This window comes from Paenibacillus sp. JQZ6Y-1 (genome assembly GCF_040719145.1).
GTDB lineage: Bacteria > Bacillota > Bacilli > Paenibacillales > Paenibacillaceae > Saccharibacillus > Saccharibacillus kandeliae.
The window spans coordinates 2073600-2092861 of the sequence record NZ_JBFDUZ010000001.1 but is presented as its reverse complement, the minus strand read 5'-3'; the positions used below and the strand labels follow the sequence as shown (position 1 = coordinate 2092861).

The window sequence follows — 19262 nt, the reverse complement described above, 5'->3', positions numbered from 1 at the left end:
AGCATACGATACCTTATCCTAACTCGGATACTGGATCGTATGCTTTTTTTGTGAAATAAAACATATGACCTAGCAATAAAAGGATATTACACTTAGCAGAGCAGAGCAGAGCAGAGCAGAGCAGAGCAGAGCAGAGCAGAGCAGAGCAGAGCAGAGCAGAGCAGAGCAGAGCAGAGCAGAGCAGAGCAGAGCAGAGCAGAGCAGAGCAGAGCAGAGCAGAGTAAACTAATATGTTCTTGCCGAAACCTGGCATATCATAAGATCAGCTGATTAATTGTTATTATTAGTAATATAGTATATAATCATTACCGATCATGCCGATTTGAATGAGTTACTTTATGTATAGATCCATATTCATTGATCATGACGAAATAGGATCATCATTTCAAATAGGCTATTTCTATTTTACTTATTGGAGGAATGTACTGTGGCAAAGTTGTTTACACCGTATAAACTAAAAAACCTGGAGCTGAAAAATCGTGTCGTTTTGCCGCCGATGTGTCAGTACTCCGTGCATACAAAAGACGGAATGCCGAATGAATGGCATAACGTTCACTATATTAGCCGTGCAGTTGGCGGAACTGGTCTGATCATCGTGGAGATGACGGCGGTACATCCAGACGGACGTATTACCGATGAAGATACAGGCATCTGGTCAGATGAGTTTATTCCGGCTTGGCGTCACATCGTTGATCAGGTTCATAGCTATGGCAGCAAGATTGGTATTCAACTCGGTCACGCTGGACGTAAGGCTGAGGACGCGAACCCGCCAGTAGCTCCATCTGCTATTGCTTACAATGGCGAAGGCTATAAGGAGCCACACGCGCTGTCTACAGCAGAGGTAGAGGAATTGATCCAAGCGTATGGTGATGCAGCGCGACGCGCTGTCGAAGCTGGCTTTGATACAGTAGAGATTCATGGTGCACATGGTTATCTCGTTCACCAATTCCATTCGCCGCTTGTGAACAAGCGTGATGATGAATACGGCAAAGATTTACCACTGTTTGGCGAAAGAGTCGTGCAGGCAGTTCGCCAAGCAGTACCGGACGATATGGCAGTGCTGATGCGTGTATCTGCACGCGAATATGTCGATCATGGCTACAGCGTGGACGAGATTGAGGAAACGTGTCGTCGTTATCGTGATGCTGGTGTTGATATGCTGCATGTATCTTCTGGTGGCGAAGGTCCGGTTGGAGCAGGCGGCATGAAGGTTGGTCCAGCATATCAAGCAGAAATGGCAGCTCAGCTTAAGCGTTCACTCAATATTCCTGTTATCGCTGTGGGTCTGCTGGATGAATATGAGGATGCAGAGCGTGTGCTAGAGCAAGATCAAGCAGATTTAGTGGCAATTGGACGTGCGATGCTGCGTGATCCGTATTGGCCAGTTCATGCTGCCAAAGCATTGCACGCTGAAGCAGATGTACCTGTTCCATATCTGCGCGGATATCGTCATTAATTTTGCGATACACCAAGAGGATGAATGAACAATACGAATGAATGAAGTCTTAATGAATGCAATACTAAACGAAATCGTAAATATCATAGCTATTAAAATAGTATAAGTAGATGAAGCGATACTGTATATTCCATACCGCGATTCATCCATCAGCGTAAAGGCAGCCCTTCCAAAGAGCTGCCTTTTTGCATATTGTGATTTGGTTTTGTATATTACCGCTTGGTATGAGATGAACTGATTGTACAGATTATTCATAAGCTACTATGTGAAATAAATACATCGAATCCACCATACAATCGAACAGAATCAGCATACAATGGAGCTATTTGAGTCGCATCGATCCATAAAAAACAACGTTTTTGCTATATAGAAGATGACAAAATTGAAAGAATTGCAAGCGTATGATTGAAGCTGCCAACCCGCATGGTTATCGACTTTTCGGCAAAATAGTGCAGCAGCGGTTAACGATTTTGAAATATTTTTTTGTGAAGAAGTGATCCAAAATAAAACCATCCGCGTTGATAGGGATAGGAACAGTCAACAACAATCATTTTTGCAAAGGAGTTTTTAATGATGAAGATGAAAAAAATGATCGCACCTGTTTTAACATTATCCCTGCTTGTACCGACCACCGGTGCTTTTGCGGCAGACATGAGTTCGACTACCTCAACAGCACCAACAGTAAGCACTAAAGCAGCGGAATTGCGTGCTGGACTGGATTACCTGTTATCTGAGCACTTCAAGCTTGCTGTGGAAGCGATGACCAAAGCCTACGAAGGCGCACCTGATGCAGCCGAAGCATACAAAGCACTCGACCAGAATGCGGTTGATATGGGACCTGCCATCGAATCTATATACGGCAAACAAGGAGCTGACGAGTTCGAGCGGATCTTCCGTGCTCATAATCAATACACCGATGACCTTGTAAAAGCAACCAAAGCCAATGACCAGGCAGCTGTGAAAGCAGCCGAAGCGAAAGTTCAAAGCTTTGTCGATGAATTCGCCGCTTTCCTGGCAACGGCAACTGAAAATAAACTGCCTGAAGATGCAGCAGCAAAAGCAATTCGCCTGCATGAAGACGAAGTACAAGATGTATTTGAAAAATATGTAGCTGGCGATTACAGCGGTGCATATACTGAATATCGTGAAGGTCTGAATACCATGTTCACCATCAGTAAAGCACTGTCTGGCGCTATTGTGGCACAAAAACCAGCGATGTTTGATAATAGCAGCGTGGATACACCAGCCGCTGATCTGCGTTCTGCACTGAATCATCTGGCAGCTGAACACTTTGCACTGTCTACACTGCAAATGAAAGAACAGTATGATGGCAAATCCGCTGCTTCTGATGCACTGATCGCTGCTGAAGCAGGTAACACGAATGATTTCAAAGCCGCGATTGCATCCATCTATGGTAATGCAGGCGCTGACCAATTTGAACAAATCTGGGTAACCAACCATATCAAAGCACAAAGTGACTATGTGGATGCCTTGAAAAAGAATGACCAAGCAGCACTGACTGCTGTTAAAGATCGCATTACGACATTCACTAAAGATTTTGCTAGCTTCTTGGGTACGGCTACAGCCAACAACCTGCCAGCTAGCGCTGCACAAAATGCACTGATGACACACGAAGATCAAGTACAAGCTGTCATCGACAAATATGCAAGCAAAGACTATGCGGGTTCTTATACATCCGACCGTGAAGGCTACAAAACAATGTTCGGTATCGGTGAAGCTCTGGGTGGCGCGATTGTAAAACAATACCCTGACAAATTTGCAACAGCTTCTGCACCAGCAGAACAACCGCAAACAACAACACCAGCACCAATGCCAACAACGCCAAGCACATCTACACCATCGACTTCGAATGCTAGCGATATGATGATCTGGATGAAGCTGAACAGCAAAACCCTGAAAATTGATGGCAAAACAACCATGATGGATACGGCTCCCATGGTAATGAACGGCACTACGTATATCCCACTGCGTTATCTGGGCGAGGGAATCGGTGCGAAAGTAACATGGAACAAAGCTGCTAATGAAGTAACAGTAATGGCTGGTTCCGATACAATGAAATTCTGGATTGGCAAAAATACAGTTGTTGTAAATGGTCAAAACAAAAAGCTGTCCGCAGCAGCAATGGTGAACAGTGATGGTCGTACCGTAGTGCCACTGCGTTCGATTACGGAACTGCTGGGCTGGGACGTAAAATGGAGCGACAACAATAGCTCCATCACCCTGACCAAATCGATGTAATCAGGTCATTTACCAGCAACAGGCAATAAACAACAATCAGTTATACAAACACATCATCAGATCAATCAATCATTTCGGTTCAGATTGTCCGCTAAAACGACCGATCCACATGTTTGAAGACAAACCAGCTAGATAGAAACAAGCATCACAATGACTCGCCCTTTGTCCGGGGCAAAGTCATTGCATCAAACCATCCAACCCCTTCTGAATGCAAAGAAATCCCCATTGACGGCTCCCCAACCGTCAATGGGGATTTTTGCATACATAGCATTCATTTATCCGATAAACAATTGAGTCTTTCGCACTTATGCAAATATTGCTTTTCCACTGTACGAATATAGACTATAGTCCTAATATCCGTTAAAATGAAACTGTTGAGAATCAAAGCCATATCTGTTTGGGTAAATGGTTATTACCTCTTACTGGAAATCATCCATTAAGAAGAGAATATCATGTTGCAGCCCAAAGCTTCATTGCATACGTTATCCTGTTGAAGGGGTATGGATCTTGACGAATAGGATTGTACATATTCCATATACAGATCTTCTGGTAGACAGGATGCGGGTACGTTTTTTTTATACGGTACATGAAGCTGAAACCATATGTATGTTTCTCCGTATTACCCTGCATAGCAATCAACCGGATGTGCAGTACCGGGGTTTTGTGTTTGGCATTACGCATTTTAATTACTTAAGTGGAGGGAACAAAGTTATGTCTATTTTTAAACGTTTGCGTGATCTTACGCTGTCCAATGTGTATGCCCTGATCGAGAAAGCAGAAGACCCAATCAAAATGACGGATCAGTATATCCGTGATATGGCAGCTGATCTAGAGGATGCAGAAAAAGCAGTCGCTTCCCAAATTGCCATTGAGAAACGCTTTAAGCAGCTGTACGAAGAACAAGACGCACTGGTGAAAAAACGCGAAGAGCAAGCTCATATTGCAGCTCAAGCTCAAAATGTTGATCTCGCTCGTCGTGCGCTGGAAGAGAAGAAAAGCGCTGAAGCGAAGCGTGACGAATATAAAGCCAATTTTGACCAGAACAAAGCGGCGGCTGACAATCTGCGCGGCAAGCTGGAAGAGATGCGCAAGCAGCTGACCGAAATGAAGAACAAGCGCGAAACGCTGGTAGCTCGCTACAATGCAGCCAAAGCGCAAACCGAGATCAACAAAACTATGAACGGCTTCAGTGCCGATTCGGCAGCTTCCGGTATGAAGCGCATGGAAGACAAAATGCTGCAAATGGAAGCACGCGCCGAAGCCAGCAACGAGATGAATGCCAAAGGCAAATCGCTCGATGACGAAATCGAAGCATTGGGTACAAACAAAGAAGTGGAAGACGAGCTGTCTGCACTGATGAAGCAATACGAAAAGCAATAATTTTATCCTCATCCACATTGGTGAAGTCAACGTATAGCTACGCTGTATAGATGGACGTTACCTAATACGCAGCACGATACGGATAATGAACGAAGGCAAGAACGATAACGGTTCTTCCTTCGTTTTTGTTTGGCTATTTTGATTCAATCGATCATAACAAGTAAGAAATGATACAAACAAGAATGGATTACGAATTGTTGGAGGCTGGAAACGACATGAACTGGGATATTATATTGCAAATTCTCGTATGGACCGGTGTAGGCGCTGTGCTGTTATGTGTGCTAATGTATCTGGATTCCTTTTTTACCAAATACAAAGACATTGCCGAGATCAAGGCGGGCAATACGGCGGTAGCGATTCGACTGGTGATGAAGCTATTCGCACAGGGATACATTTTGTCGGTATCGATTAATACATCGTGGAGTCTGTGGGAAGCAGTACTTGTATCGATCGTATCGTTTGTCATTTTGCTGGTGTTGGAACAGCTGGCGCGTTTACTGCTCAAACAGATCGCTGGATTGGATCTGGATGAAGGCACACGCCAAGGCTTGATCGGACATGGATTACTTGGTGGCGCGCTGCAATTGGTTGGCGCATTTATTATTTCCGCTTCGCTGTAAATCATGGATACATGAACGATACAAAGAATGTAAATAGATGATCACAAGTACAGAAAGGGAGGCACACTCATGGGACTGTGGAAACGAATTAGCAACCTGATCTCCAAGCCGGAAGCACCGCGTCCGCAAAAAGGACCGCTGGATTTGAAGGCTGGCGATATATGTGAAGTATCGCTGATTACATATGAAGTGGTCGGCACTGCGCGAAATACGGCACGCAATGCAGTGATGCTGACGCTGCAAGATGGCGCCAACATCGTGTATCTGCATGTGGAATCGCGTGAGCAACTGCGTTATGCGCTGTATGCTCCAATCGACGGTGGATTGGAAAATCCAAATGAAGTACCGACTCATATTGAAATGGATGGCACCGACTATTATCTGGATGAGCAGTACAGTGGATCTGTACTGTCTACAGGACGTACGCCCGTATTGCCCGGAGCAGCCAATGGCGATCAGCATGTATGGATGCATCAATCGGATGATCGTAAGCTGCTGCGGATTGAATGGCAGGGGGGACGCTTTACCCTGTATGAAGGCGAATATGTACTGAATGGCGATGTTTCGGTCATCCGGGCTAACTAGGAGCGAAGACATATGAAACAACGTTCATCTTTTACAATTAAGCTGATTCTGATCGTCAGTCTGGTCGCTTCGCTGCTATCGGGCTGTGGATTTGGCAGCTCGAAGATCAACTATCCACTGGAATCGGTCAGCCGTAATGGCAATTCGACCTCCTATGTGTACCGTGCTGCGAATCAGACGGTGCCAGTGGTGGCAGAACAATTGTCCGATCAGCGAACACCGGAAAATATGTCGGTGCAGGACCCAGAGCGCATGTTCCTTGTATATAAGGACGAATTAATTCAAGTACAGCGTGACCCTGCAAAAACGCAAGATACGCTCATTGAGGTTGATTCGACCGAGTATGTACGTCAAAATTACAATTCCAGCTTTTTGCAAGGATATTTGACGGCATCGCTATTGCAGCAATTGTTCGGCGGTAGCAGTTATGGTGGTTACGGTGGATATGGCGGTGGTACATACCGAGGATATACGAGTCAGAGCACGTACCCGCCCAAAACACAATACAATAAGCCAACCTCACAGGATATGAAGCAAGCTCCGCCGCTAACTGTGGATAAATCCGGTTCTATTTTCAAACGAGGGAATACGTCGGGATCGAAACGCTCTACGTACGGAGATAACGTTTCTAATCGTGGGTCGCCATCGTCTAGCGGAACGATTAACCGTGGTAGTAGCTCATCCAATAACAGTGGCGGTTTCTTCTCATCACGCAGCAGTTCACCCAAATCGAGCTTTGGCTCAGGGAAAATACGCAAGCGTGGACGAAGATAAAACGGTAAGCAGAATGCAATGGATTGAATGCTACACAATACAAGCCTAAGCCAAATACAAAACCTAATGCTATGTCTTATTCAAACCGTTACTTGATCCTACTGTTCGTTCAGACGAATCGTAGAGTAAAGTAACGGTTTTATTTGTATATAAAGTTAAGTTTTCATTTGGAACGGTACCCTACATATGCTATGGTAAGAACCAAGAATATGTATCCGCTTTCTTGCTGGTGATAGATCGATATACAGATCATAAGAGGGGGCTTTTGGTGATGGGTTTGGATGCTGGGCAAATGCAGGCAGATAACAAAAATAAGTTGACGTTAGATCGGCAGTGGCGATTGCAGCATTTTCGGCAGGGAGAGATGAATCCGCTGGAAGTGGCGGCTGCCAACTTGGATGATCGATATTGGCTGAGTACGACGGTACCCGGAGACATACATAGTACGTTGATTCAACATCGACTGATTCCTGATCCGTACTTTGGTCATCAGGATCAGCTGAGTCGCTGGGTGGAGCAGGAGGAATGGTGGTATCGGACGACATTTGATTATGAGCTGATCACGGATCGGCGGGAGCGCCATGAATTGGTGTTTGAAGGATTGGATACGTTTGCGACAGTGTATGTGAATGGGCATGAGATTGGGCAGGCTGCCAATATGCACCGTCGGTATGCGTTTGATGTATCGCGTCTATTGCGTCATGGGTGGAACAGTATTGCGGTACGTTTTGACCCGTTGCATGATCATCATCGCCACAAGGAGAAGTTCGATTGGTCCTCTTACACGAAGGAGCGACCGTGGATTCGCAAAGCAGCGATGAATTTTGGCTGGGATTGGGGACCACGTATCATCACGGCAGGCATTTGGGGTGAGGTATACATCCAGCGGCAACACATTGCCCGTTTACAGGATGTATATGTACATACGGCTGAAGTGAACGACAAGCAGGCAGTTGTGGATATACAAGCGACATGTGAAATGGTGCGTCCGCTGCGATATACGAGTTTCAATGAGCAGAGAATGAACTCCTCTGTATCCCAAGGCACAGAAACGACATTCTCGTCAACTCAGACCAATGCAACAACTGCACATGGGCATGCTCATGAGGATGAAGAAGCATTGCAATGGACCGTTACTCTATATGACCGCGATCATCAGCAGATTGCACGCGAGGAAGTGACCATTTCGCAACAAGAGCATTCCACGAGAGGACAGAAGGCATATGAACTTCCGCTCCATTCGCAATTGTGTGTTCCTTCGCCCCAGCTATGGTGGACGCATGATCTGGGCGATCCTTATTTATATGAATTGGACATGAGGTTGTCTACGCAGGACGGACAAGAGATAGATCGATCTGTACAGCAAATTGGTATCCGTACGCTAGAATTGCAGCTGGATGATGGGCAAGGACAGCCATTGTTTGCGTTTGTATTGAATGGGGTTCGACTGTACGCTAAGGGAACCAACTGGATTCCGGCGGACAATCTGATCGGTTCTATTCCATCGCAGCGATATGGTGATTTGCTAGAATTATCAGTGCAGGCACATATGAATATGATGCGTGTATGGGCTGGTGGTATTTATGAGAAGGATATTTTTTATGACTATTGTGATCGACTGGGCATTCTCGTATGGCAGGATTTTGCGTTTGCGAATGCGTTATTCCCAGATTTCAATCATGATTTTATGAACAATGTGCAAGCAGAGGTGCAGGATAATGTGCGCCGATTGCGCAATCGTCCATCGCTGGCGTTATGGTGTGGTAACAATGAGATCGATTGGTTATACGATATGAAAACAGCGGGTGGAGACATTCAAAGTCCATTTTATGGCGAAGTTATTTATCACGAATGGATTCCAGATATATTGGAGCAATTGGACCCGTATCGTCCGTACTGGCCTTCTTCGCCGTATGGAGGGAATGACGTCAACGATCCAAATGTCGGTGATCGACACAATTGGCAGGTGTGGCATGGCTCGGTGTATCCGCGCAGCTATGGAGAAGCGCCGCTGCTGGATTATAGCATCGAGGGAGTGAGCTTTGCGCATTATAAGGAGGATATGGCGTTGTTCAGCAGCGAGTTTGGCATGCACGCAGCTGCCAATCCGTATACTTTATCTCGTTATGTGCCAGAGGATGAATATTACTGGGGCAGTCAGGAGATGGCATATCGGAACAAGGATACGAATCATCGCAAAGGCATTTTGCTGATGGAGGGATATACTGGCATTCCGCAAAATATGGAGCAGTATATTCGCTATTCCATGCTCACGCAGGCGGAAGGTTTAAAGTATGGCATTGAGCACTATCGCCGTCATAAGCATCGGAACAGCGGCAGCCTGATCTGGCAACTGAACGATAGCTGGCCTGGCACAAGTTGGTCGATTATCGACTATGAATTACTGCCCAAAGCAGCGTATTATTATGCGAAGCGCTTTTATCATCCATTGCTGTTATCGCTGGATCATGAGCCGGGACAGCCGCTGCATATCTGGGCTGTGAATGATACGTTGTCTATACTGGATATGACGGTCACATTGGACGTGATGACATGGAAGGGTGAAGTGATATATTCCCGGTCATTTCAGGGAAATGTGCCAGCTAACGAAGCCTTGCAGCTAGGGAGCGTATCGGAAGAACAGATTTTGCAACCATCAGACAGTTCGAGTGGTGTCAGTGCCAATGAGGTTATTGTAATCCTGAAGTCCAATCATCCGAATGTACCAGAAAATCGATATTATCTCCGTTCACCAAAGGAATTACAGCTTCCTGCAGCGAGGTTGAGCGTTGAGGTTGATGCAGAGCAGGGGCAGGTTGTGATTAATAACGGAGCTGTTATCGCGCGTATGGTAACGGTCGAGCTGCAACAGGGTAGGCTGCGATGGAGCGATAATTATTTTGATCTGCTACCAGGTGAGCGCAAGATCGTTCACATAGAGCATCCGCATGGCAAGCCAATTCTTTGGGATACGTTGAAGGTGAGTGGCTGGAATGTGGAGTGTCAAGAGAGTTAAATGAACATGAATAGACAGGCATCTACAGGAAGAAGCTGTAGATGCCTGTTTTTTATTTTATAAAAATAGAAGTATGTTACCAACCAACCAACCAACCAACCAACCAACCATATGTTTGATCGATCTGATTATTTTTAATAGATCAGTACGAAAATTAAAAATTCAATACATGAATAATTCACAATAATAAGTGATTCGTACTATGCACATTTAGATCACATTCAACCTACCTACGTCTAACTCACTGAACATATGTAGTAAAGGTCAACCATCTCATCTTAAACTATCCACCTCTTAGTCAATAATAAAAATGACACGAATCCTATCAGCAAATCTCCTACATATACCATCATACCAACCATTCTCTATCCATTCCTTGTCTGTTTACTTGCATGTGTACCCTAGTTGCGTTATAAATGAAAAATACGATACCGAGTCAGACTGATGCACTCGGCATGTTTATCTGTTAGTAAACGATAAAAAAACGACATTTTACACACCCATTTGGAGGGAATAGAACCATGACAGCACAATCCGAATCAGAACCAACTGGCATGACGCCAGCATCACTAGATAGCGCCAAATTTCAGCGCAAACCGATTACACCAGCTGCCGCACAGCAGCAAATTGCTGCCTATGTGAAACCAGCGGCGACAGAACAGATTCCGTTACATACAGCAGGCGGACGCTTTTTAGCGCAAACGGTAACGGCACCGCACCCCTATCCTCATTTTCGTCGTTCCGGTATGGACGGCTATGCGTTGGTGGCAGCGGATTTGGAGCATGCGTCTAGCGATCAGATGATCTGGTTGAAGGTGGTCGATAATATTCCGTGTGGTTATACGCCATCTGTAGATATTACATCCGGTCATGCAGCGCGTATTATGACGGGGGCGATGGTGCCGGACGGTGCAGATGTTGTCGTGATGCTAGAAATGACGGAACAGCGTACCGAGCAGGGAGAAGTCTTTGTCGGTATTAAGCGTCAGGTGGAGCGTGGACGCAACATTACGCCGATTGGACTTGAGGTTCAACAAGGCGATGTGCTGCTGGAGCAAGGCAATGTAATCGGAGCAGGGGAGATGAGTGTACTTGCAACCTTTGGCGTACATACGGTAACGGTATATCGTCGCCCGCAAGTAGCCGTATTTTCTACGGGTACTGAGCTGCTGAATGTGGAGGACGAGATCGAGCCGGGCAAAATTCGTAACAGTAACTCGCTAATGCTAGCGGAGCAAATTAGAGCGGCAGGCGGTGAACCGCATCTATTGGGAGCCGTTGAGGACAATCTGGAACTAGCACGTGGCGTGATGCTGAGTGCACTGGAAACATATGATCTAGTCGTATCCAGCGGAGGAGTATCCGTAGGAGACTATGATATTATGGGCGACCTTGTTCGTAGCGATGAGGTTGAGATGCTGTTTAACAAAATATCGATGCGTCCAGGCAGCGTAACGACTTGTGCTGTTAAGGATGGTAAGCTGTTATTCGCTTTATCTGGCAATCCGGGCGCCTGCTTTGTTGGTTGCGAGCTGTTAGTACGTCCAACTATTCGTCAGATGATGGGCAGTCAGGATAGCTATTTACCAGAGTGGCAAGCAGAGCTGGGACGAGATTATGTGAAAATTAACAGCTTTACCCGTTTTGTGCGTGGACGGCTGGAAGCACATCATGGCAAGCTGGTTGCTTATCCGGCACTGCTGGATGAATCGAATGTGATGGTAACGATCAAGGATAGCGATTGCCTGATCATCATTCCACCGACGAGCGAAACCTTGCCTGCCGGTACGAATGTCCAAGTATTAAGGCTGGCGCGCTAATGAGTAGTCATCAGGAGAAGCCCTCTATTCCTGTCATCCAGATCGTAGGCTACAAAAATGCTGGCAAAACGACACTTGTAACCTCGCTGCTTCCATTATGGGCAGCAGCGGGCAAGCGGGTCGCCGTGATCAAGCATGATGCTCATCAGTTTCAAATGGATCACGAAGGCACCGATACATTTGCTCACACTGAAGCAGGTGCGGCAGCGGTGGCTATCACCTCGCCGTCTCGTACTGCCATTCTGTCGCAGCAATCGACATCACTGGATGAGCTAATTCAGCAGCTAGCGCAGACTGGCAATCCTCCGTATGATCTGATTCTTGTGGAAGGATTTAAAAGGGAACCCTATCCGAAGGTCGTTATTGTGGCGGATGATTCGGGGCTAGAATTGTTGGAGCAGGTAACGGCATTGCACTGGATTTATGCACGTTTGCAATCAGAGAACATCGCCACCCATTTTTTAAATATGAAGCAAATACCTATTATTCCATCTGGAAAAGATGGTATTATGGAGTTGTTCACGTTATTGAATGCTTACATAGAATCCTGATTTTCCGTACTATAGAAGGATGATCAAGCGCATGTGAACAAATAGAAATTATACAACGCAGGAGGAGATTGACATGGTAAAAGTAACACTGATCGCAGGAAGCACGCGCCCGGAAGCATCAACAACTCGGTTGTGTGAATATATCGCTCGTTTGCTAAAAGAGCAGGGGCATGAAGCGGAAGTATTCGATCTACAACAGCATCCATTGCCATTATACGGTCCGGGTGAAGCGTACGGTCATGAGGAAGTACTGAAGCTGTCCGCTGCTGCCAAAGGTGCAGATGCGCTTGTACTGGCAACACCGGAGTATCACGGTTCTCTGTCCGGCGTACTGAAAAATGCGCTTGATTTCCTCAATAGCGAATCCTTTAACAACAAAGTCGTTCTGGCAGCCAATTCTGCAGGTGGTCAAGTCGGTACTGCTTCGCTGCTTCATCTGCAAACCATCGTGCGCAATCTGCACGGAATCAACTGCCCAGAATGGATCTCCATCGGTGGCGCACAGCGCGAATTCGATCAGGACGGCAATCCAGCAGATGAGGGTGTGGAGCTGCGGATTCGTACGGCAGTTGCTTCATTTATCGATCTGGCAGTGAAATTGACGAACGCAAAAGAAGCATAATTTAGCATCATCAACCGAACGATAATCGTTCCCAAGTTGTATTACGGCTATAAGCAAAATACCGTCCTATGCTTTCCTAAGGAAACGCAGGACGGTATTTTTATTGATCTATTTTTGTTGATCTGTTGTTTGCATATCTGCATGCTGATTAGTTGAACTGCCTTACTGATCGCTGCGACGTTCAATCGCTTCCGACATCGTTTTATCCGTCAGATGCGCATAAATCTCCGTCGTTTCAGTCGAAGCATGACCTAGCTGTTCCTTTGTCTTATAAATATCATTTTGCAAATAATAATCGGTAGCAAAGGAGTGTCGGAGCTTGTGTACGGTCAGATACGGCTTACCAAAATGCGTGGCATATTTGATAATCATCGCCTGAATCGCGCGTTTGGTCATGCGTTTGCCGGATGAGTGCCCATTCGGCTTGGCAACAAATAATGCCGATTCATTGCGCGGCGTACGATAACGCGTCTCACGCAGCTGCAAATACGTATGCAGTTCATCGCGCGCCTGCTCACGGAAATAAACTGGCGTTTTGAATGTCTCGTCATTATTACCTTTGCGCGATACATATAGCATTTTCTGATTCAGGTCCAGATCATTCATGTTCAAATTCACGACCTCGGATACGCGCAGTCCAGTGTTCAGAATTAGACTAGCAATACAGGCATCGCGTTCTCGGTTGAGTTCATACGAATACAAAGCTTGCTTATTGTTGGCAATGGTTTCGCGGTGTCCTTCGAGAATATAGCCGACAAACTCTAGCAGCTCCTCATCCTCCAGAATTTTGCCTTTTAGCTTGGCAGCAGTATCCTTGGGCTTTTGTAGCCGTTTGAGTTCGATTTTTGCCATGATATTGCGTTTTAACAGAGGGTAAAAGTCATCGTCCTCGGCAATCTGACTTAAATAATGAAATAGCGAGCGGAGAGCTGAGAGCTTACGTGATACGGTTACACGCGCATTCGCACCCTCCACACGAGTCGTCAAATGCAGACGATAACCTGTCACATCATCCATTCGTAGCGTTTCCAGCTCCTGCAATTGAATATCCTTGAACGACGTCGCCGCAGATAATCCTTCCGCAATCAGCCAGCCAAAAAAGGATTCATAATCCCGTATGTATTCCAGCAATGTGGATGGCGATAGGTCAGGCAGCTTGTAGCTAATAAACTGCTCTACATACCAAGGCATGGACGGTAGCTTCTCATCCAGCTTGCGGCGATCCGTGATTTTCTGTATAGTCATATGGTTGTCTCACCTCATAATTCGATTGTACCATAATGATTTGCTTCCTTGCGCATCTCCGTTATATAGTAGAGGGAAAGCATCATATAAATTCCAAAATTTTCATGTGCTGGATGTGTACACACACCGACTGACATACAACGGAGGGGCGATCATGACGCTATCGCTGGAATTGGTACCAAGAAGCAAAAAGAAAGTTATTCGTGAAATGATGCAACTCTATCTATATGATTTTACATATTATTTGAATATCGAATTAAATGAAAAAGGACGCTTTCCCGAATACCCCGATCTTGACGAATTCTGGAGCCGCCCCGGACGCAAATTTCCATATCTCATCTATTCCGACGATCATATCGCTGGTTTTGCACTTGTTGACCGACTCGGAGCCGGTGAAGCCGCTGACTATTATATGACTGAATTTTTCGTCCTACACAAATACAGACGCGCCGGTGTTGGGAAATGGGCAGCAAACCAACTGTTTGACCATTATCCCGGTCGCTGGAAAGTTACTCAAGTCAGTACCAATATCCCCGCCCAAACGTTCTGGCGCCGTATCATTGGCGAATACACCAATGACAACTACCGCGAACAGCTCGAACTGGATCACGGCGGACCAAGCCAATACTTCCATTCCAATCGTATGATGTAAATTCAGTATAAAATAATAACACCTTGAGCGAATATAAAGCTCAAGGTGTTATTGTTTTGGTGGAAAAGCATGCTGAATATATAGCATAGCTGAATATACGCAACGTAGGAAAGGAAATAAGGAAAAAGGAACGACTTTAGAGCGGCGGGAATCTTTATTCTTTTCCAATTGCAAAGATTCCCGCGGCTTCACCGGAGTTCCGTTTTCTTATTTCTTTCTAGAGTAGTTGTTGCAACCGAACGCGCTACCCACAAACCAAAAAGAGTGTACGATCACTGCACCGCAGCAATCGTACACTCTTCATCGTTCCATCAAAATCTTACTTTTATTTCTGCGCCGTTACCAGCGCTTTCTCCCGACAAGCATCTGAACAATAGTGCTCATGCTCGTCCTCACAGCTATCGCAAACAATATGCTGCAAGTTACAAACGGGGCAGTTCACATAATGATCAGTCGAATCTTCGCAGTGGAAGCATTTTCCAACGATTACATCCTCGTCGGTATGGTTAATTGTAACGGAGATGCGCTCATCGAACACATAGCATTTGCCGTCGAACAGACGACCTTGCACTTCCGGGTCTTTACTATACGTTACGATACCGCCATCCAGCTGGGCTACATCGTTGAAGCCTTCTTTTAGCAGGAAGCCAGACAGTTTCTCACAACGTACGCCGCCTGTGCAATACGTCAGAATCTTTTTATCTTTAAACTCGCTCAGATTCTCACGAATCCATTCTGGGAATTCGCGGGACGATTCGACGCCCGGACGAATGGCACCACGGAAGTGACCAATATCGTATTCATAATCATTGCGACCGTCGATCACGATGACATCATCGCGTTGCAGCTGCTCGTAGAATTCTTTTGGCGACAGATGTGTACCGGTTAGATCGTTCGGGTTCACATCCTCTTCCAGACGGAAAGTTACTAATTCTTGCTTGTGACGCACGAAGATCTTTTTGAAGGCATGAACTTCGGATTCGTCGATCTTGAACACCATATCGGCAAAGCGTGCATCTGCGCGCATATCCTGCATGTACTTCTCGGTTTGCTCCCATGTGCCGGACAGCGTACCGTTAATGCCTTCAGGCGCAATCAGGATGCGACCTTTGATGCCGAGGTCTTTGCAATATTGCAAATGCTCAGCGGTTAATGTTTCCGGATCATCAATGTTGACGAATTTATAGAACAACAAAATCCGGTATGGACTTGTAGACATAATTATCACCTTTTATTCAAAAATGGGTAGAGCATACACGTGAATCTTATATAATCGCAATTTAAAATTTTACGCCTGTTCACAGGCATAGTCAATGAATATGTTGAAAAAGTCATGAAAATGAGAAAATTATTATTTTTTTATGCTTGGGTTTTCAGTCGAGCTTATCTATAATAGGTAAGATGCCGATTGTTGGCAATTGGAATATACATGTGAACAATACGTAAAAGAGAGAAGCAAACATTTGGGGTATGAACAGAGGGGTTACGATGAATGTGAACACATTGCAATTTGATCAATTATGCCAGCTGAATGCCAGTCTGGCTCCTTATTCGACCTATGAAATTGGTGGCACTGCACGGCATCTGGGACAGCCTGCAACGACTGCCGAACTGGTCACACTGCTGGAAGGCAGTCATCAAAAAGGACTGGGTGTAAAATGGTTCGGTATGGGCTCTAATATACTGTTCCCAGATCAGCCACAGGACGATATGCTGTTCCTGTCGCTCAAGCGCCATGTAGAACTCGAATTCTCTACAAATCGGCTATTCGTCTCGGCAGGGGTGCCGATGACTTGGCTAGCACTGATTGGTGTGATGACCGGTATACAAGGAATGGATTTTACGTATTTGCTACCGGGTACGATGGGGGCGGGCATTTATATGAATGCCAAATATTTTAAACACGATATTAGTGGTCTGCTGGAGCGTGTGTATTATATTGATGTGATGCACCCGGAAAAGGGCATGCAGCAGATTGGTGTAGAGCAATGTCAGTATGCGTACAAGCAGTCCATTTTTCAGCAAAATCCGTGGATCATTGTTGGTGCGGATCTGCATATCGGGGATTACACGCTGCCTGAAAAGGAGCAGTGGGATGAGATTATGCGCGAGATGAGAGAGTCGAGCATCGCGTCATCGATCTTACCAGAATATTTTGCCTATTACAAAAATTGGATTCCACGTCTAGAAGCAGCAGGCTATACCGTTCCGCAAGCATTTCATGATGTGATCGAAGATCGCGGCGGTAAGCACCACTTTGATCATGCGTGCTGTGGGTCGGTATTCAAAAATAATTACGATTTCGGTCAACCGACTGGTAAGCTGGTGGACGAGCTGGGATTGCGCGGTACACAGCATGGACAGGCGCGTATTTCACCGCATCACGGTAATTTTATTCAAAATACTGGCGGCGCAACGGCTAGCGATATTCTGTATCTGATTCATCTGGTGCAGGAAAAGGTAGATGCACGATTTGGTTTTGTACCGGAGCCGGAAGTTGTCATTTTGTAAGTTTTCAATAACAGGCAGTATAACCGTTAACATACCATATAACGGTTCAAATATGATAAAACCGTTCATAGCGTACGATACCTAAAAAGCTTCACTTTCTTCCACTGGTTCTGAGAACCGCGTAGAGAAAGTGAAGCTTTTTGCATGACTACATTCCAACAATATGTCCAAGCAGATGCTATCTTAGGCTTTTTTTGGGACTGTTTTTGTTCGCTTTATGGGCTTTGGTGATTGCTTTCCACTTTTGCTTATCCTGACGCATTTGCTGGCTGTTTTGTTTACGCTCATTAAAGGCGATCTCACGTTTGAGCTTTTGCCAGTTAATATAATGCTTGGAGGAAAGCGTTCCGTCGGTTAATGCCTGTTGTACGGCACAGCCGGGTTCGTTTTCGTGCGAGCAATCGGCGAATCGACAATGCTCGCCCAGCGCTTCAATATCGCTAAAGGTTTCTTCTAACCCCTCTGAAGCTTGACCTACGCCAAGCCCTCTCATACCCGGTGTATCAATGACAATGACACCACTAGACAGCAGATGCAACTCGCGGTGCGTCGTTGTATGACGACCACGCGCATCATCTTCGCGAATACCGCTCGTTTTCATTTTTTCCTCGCCAGCTAAAGCGTTGACCAGTGACGATTTACCGACACCTGACGAGCCAAGTAGCACAATCGTTTGACCAGGGGAGAGCAGAGCGCGCAGCTCTGGAAATCCGTTGCCGCTCAGACTATCTACAGCGAAGATCGGTACGCCAAGCGCCGCGGCTTCTAGCTCATCCAGATAAGTAGACAGATTGTCCGCTAGATCTGCTTTGGTTAGCACAACGACTGGATTGGCACCGCTGTTCCAAGCGATGGTTAAATAGCGCTCCAATCGATTAATGTTGAAGTCATTATTGGCTGAATTGACGAGAAAACAATAATCAAAATTCGCTGCAACCACCTGCTGCTGCTCATCCGGGTCTGGATCATCACGTAAGAACAGCGTCTGACGCGGTAGAACAGCATGGATCAGCGACGTATCGCCCGGATGACTCTCCAATGCGACAAAATCGCCAATTGCCGGACGTTCGGTACGTAGCGCATCACGAAAGGCAGAGCTTTTCGGACGTGCCAATTGCTCGCCATCTGCGGAGACTACGCGCAGCACATGCTTAAATACAGCCGTTACTCGCGCCGGAATCAGTGGTGTACCTTGCTCTAGTTCGTGAAACGCGCGGGCAAAATGATCATTGTATCCATAGTCGTGCATGATGGCGTGGGTATTTGTAGTTCTATTGGTATTCGTATTTGTATTCAATTCGATTAGCTCCTTTGGATGTAAGGGAGCATATGATACGTTATCCGGTCATGGCTCCCAATTCAGAAATGGTCAAGGGCGTCGGACGGCTACGAAAAAATGTAAAGGTTCTCATGATCATCATCCTTTCTGTTGGGATTTCGTGTTCATCATACCAGAATGATTGGAAAAAGTCATTCCTTTCTGTATTACAATCCTTACAAATACAATATTTCGCTCATATAGCTAAGGATTACTTTTCCTATATGTTTTGTTTTGCAACAGACTGTGTAAATGCTACGTTAGGAAAAGGTGATCAAAAAGTACTAAATTTGGCATTCAACTAAAGTTAAGCCTTTTCAGATAGCGAAAATAAGTTACAATTGGGTTAATCATGTTCTCGTTTTGTAAAATCAATCATTGTAATGTTATGAACATTTTCATGGATGGAACGTCATTTGCGAATAATCACAATCATTTACAGAAACAGTAAGC

15 protein-coding genes are annotated in these 19262 nt (G+C 45.7%); 12 read left to right on the top strand and 3 right to left on the bottom strand.

The genetic code is table 11. The annotated features are described in order from the left end of the window. Nucleotides 1-427 precede the first annotated feature (427 nt). The 10 genes from ABXR35_RS08915 (at nucleotide 428) to ABXR35_RS08870 (ending at nucleotide 13083) form a co-directional block, all read left to right on the top strand. Nucleotides 428-1456: an NADH:flavin oxidoreductase/NADH oxidase gene (locus tag ABXR35_RS08915; RefSeq protein WP_367058390.1), complete on the top strand. Its 1029-nt coding sequence runs from the start codon at nucleotides 428-430 to the stop codon at nucleotides 1454-1456. Nucleotides 1457-2026: 570 nt separating this feature from the next. Further along, nucleotides 2027-3715 carry a copper amine oxidase N-terminal domain-containing protein gene (locus tag ABXR35_RS08910; protein WP_367058387.1) on the top strand — a complete coding sequence of 563 codons (1689 nt, stop codon included), beginning with the start codon at nucleotides 2027-2029 and terminating at the stop codon, nucleotides 3713-3715. A 711-nt stretch (nucleotides 3716-4426) separates the two neighbouring features. Then, the gene (locus ABXR35_RS08905; protein ID WP_367058384.1) at nucleotides 4427-5095 is read left to right on the top strand and encodes a PspA/IM30 family protein; all 669 of its coding nucleotides are present in this window, start codon (nucleotides 4427-4429) and stop codon (nucleotides 5093-5095) included. 215 nt (nucleotides 5096-5310) lie between these two features. Continuing rightward, nucleotides 5311-5715, top strand: coding sequence for a DUF350 domain-containing protein (locus ABXR35_RS08900; protein ID WP_367058381.1), 405 nt, complete (start codon nucleotides 5311-5313; stop codon nucleotides 5713-5715). A gap of 69 nt (nucleotides 5716-5784) precedes the next feature. Continuing rightward, complete coding sequence (locus ABXR35_RS08895; RefSeq protein WP_367058378.1) at nucleotides 5785-6300, top strand: DUF4178 domain-containing protein; 516 nt, start codon at nucleotides 5785-5787, stop codon at nucleotides 6298-6300. A gap of 12 nt (nucleotides 6301-6312) precedes the next feature. Then, on the top strand, nucleotides 6313-7074 hold the full coding sequence (locus ABXR35_RS08890) for a DUF4247 domain-containing protein (RefSeq protein WP_367058375.1): 762 nt from the start codon (nucleotides 6313-6315) through the stop codon (nucleotides 7072-7074). A gap of 271 nt (nucleotides 7075-7345) precedes the next feature. Next, nucleotides 7346-10090: a beta-mannosidase gene (locus ABXR35_RS08885; protein WP_436669359.1), complete on the top strand. Its 2745-nt coding sequence runs from the start codon at nucleotides 7346-7348 to the stop codon at nucleotides 10088-10090. A 554-nt stretch (nucleotides 10091-10644) separates the two neighbouring features. Further along, entirely contained in the window at nucleotides 10645-11910 is a 1266-nt protein-coding gene (locus tag ABXR35_RS08880; protein ID WP_436669358.1) for a molybdopterin molybdotransferase MoeA, read from the top strand. After that, nucleotides 11910-12461, top strand: coding sequence for a molybdopterin-guanine dinucleotide biosynthesis protein B (gene mobB, locus ABXR35_RS08875; RefSeq protein WP_367058369.1), 552 nt, complete (start codon nucleotides 11910-11912; stop codon nucleotides 12459-12461). Before ABXR35_RS08880 ends, mobB begins: the two co-directional genes overlap by 1 nt. A gap of 73 nt (nucleotides 12462-12534) precedes the next feature. Further along, a complete protein-coding gene (locus ABXR35_RS08870) occupies nucleotides 12535-13083 on the top strand; it encodes an NADPH-dependent FMN reductase (RefSeq protein ID WP_367058366.1) in 549 nt (182 codons plus the stop codon). Between the two features lie 162 nt (nucleotides 13084-13245). On the opposite strand, the gene xerS is transcribed toward ABXR35_RS08870, so the two are convergent. Then, a complete protein-coding gene (xerS, locus tag ABXR35_RS08865; protein WP_367058363.1) occupies nucleotides 13246-14328 on the bottom strand; it encodes a tyrosine recombinase XerS in 1083 nt (360 codons plus the stop codon). Between the two features lie 154 nt (nucleotides 14329-14482). Between xerS and ABXR35_RS08860 the strand changes: the two genes are divergently transcribed. Beyond that, nucleotides 14483-14980: a GNAT family N-acetyltransferase gene (locus ABXR35_RS08860; RefSeq protein WP_367058360.1), complete on the top strand. Its 498-nt coding sequence runs from the start codon at nucleotides 14483-14485 to the stop codon at nucleotides 14978-14980. A gap of 325 nt (nucleotides 14981-15305) precedes the next feature. Here the strand turns inward: ABXR35_RS08860 and trhO are convergent, their stop codons facing one another. Further along, nucleotides 15306-16199 carry an oxygen-dependent tRNA uridine(34) hydroxylase TrhO gene (gene trhO, locus ABXR35_RS08855; protein ID WP_367058357.1) on the bottom strand — a complete coding sequence of 298 codons (894 nt, stop codon included), beginning with the start codon at nucleotides 16197-16199 and terminating at the stop codon, nucleotides 15306-15308. A 269-nt stretch (nucleotides 16200-16468) separates the two neighbouring features. Between trhO and murB the strand changes: the two genes are divergently transcribed. Then, the gene (gene murB / locus ABXR35_RS08850; RefSeq protein ID WP_367058354.1) at nucleotides 16469-17491 is read left to right on the top strand and encodes a UDP-N-acetylmuramate dehydrogenase; all 1023 of its coding nucleotides are present in this window, start codon (nucleotides 16469-16471) and stop codon (nucleotides 17489-17491) included. 178 nt (nucleotides 17492-17669) lie between these two features. Here the strand turns inward: murB and rsgA are convergent, their stop codons facing one another. After that, on the bottom strand, nucleotides 17670-18740 hold the full coding sequence (gene rsgA, locus ABXR35_RS08845; RefSeq protein WP_436669357.1) for a ribosome small subunit-dependent GTPase A: 1071 nt from the start codon (nucleotides 18738-18740) through the stop codon (nucleotides 17670-17672). Nucleotides 18741-19262: the final 522 nt, after the last annotated feature.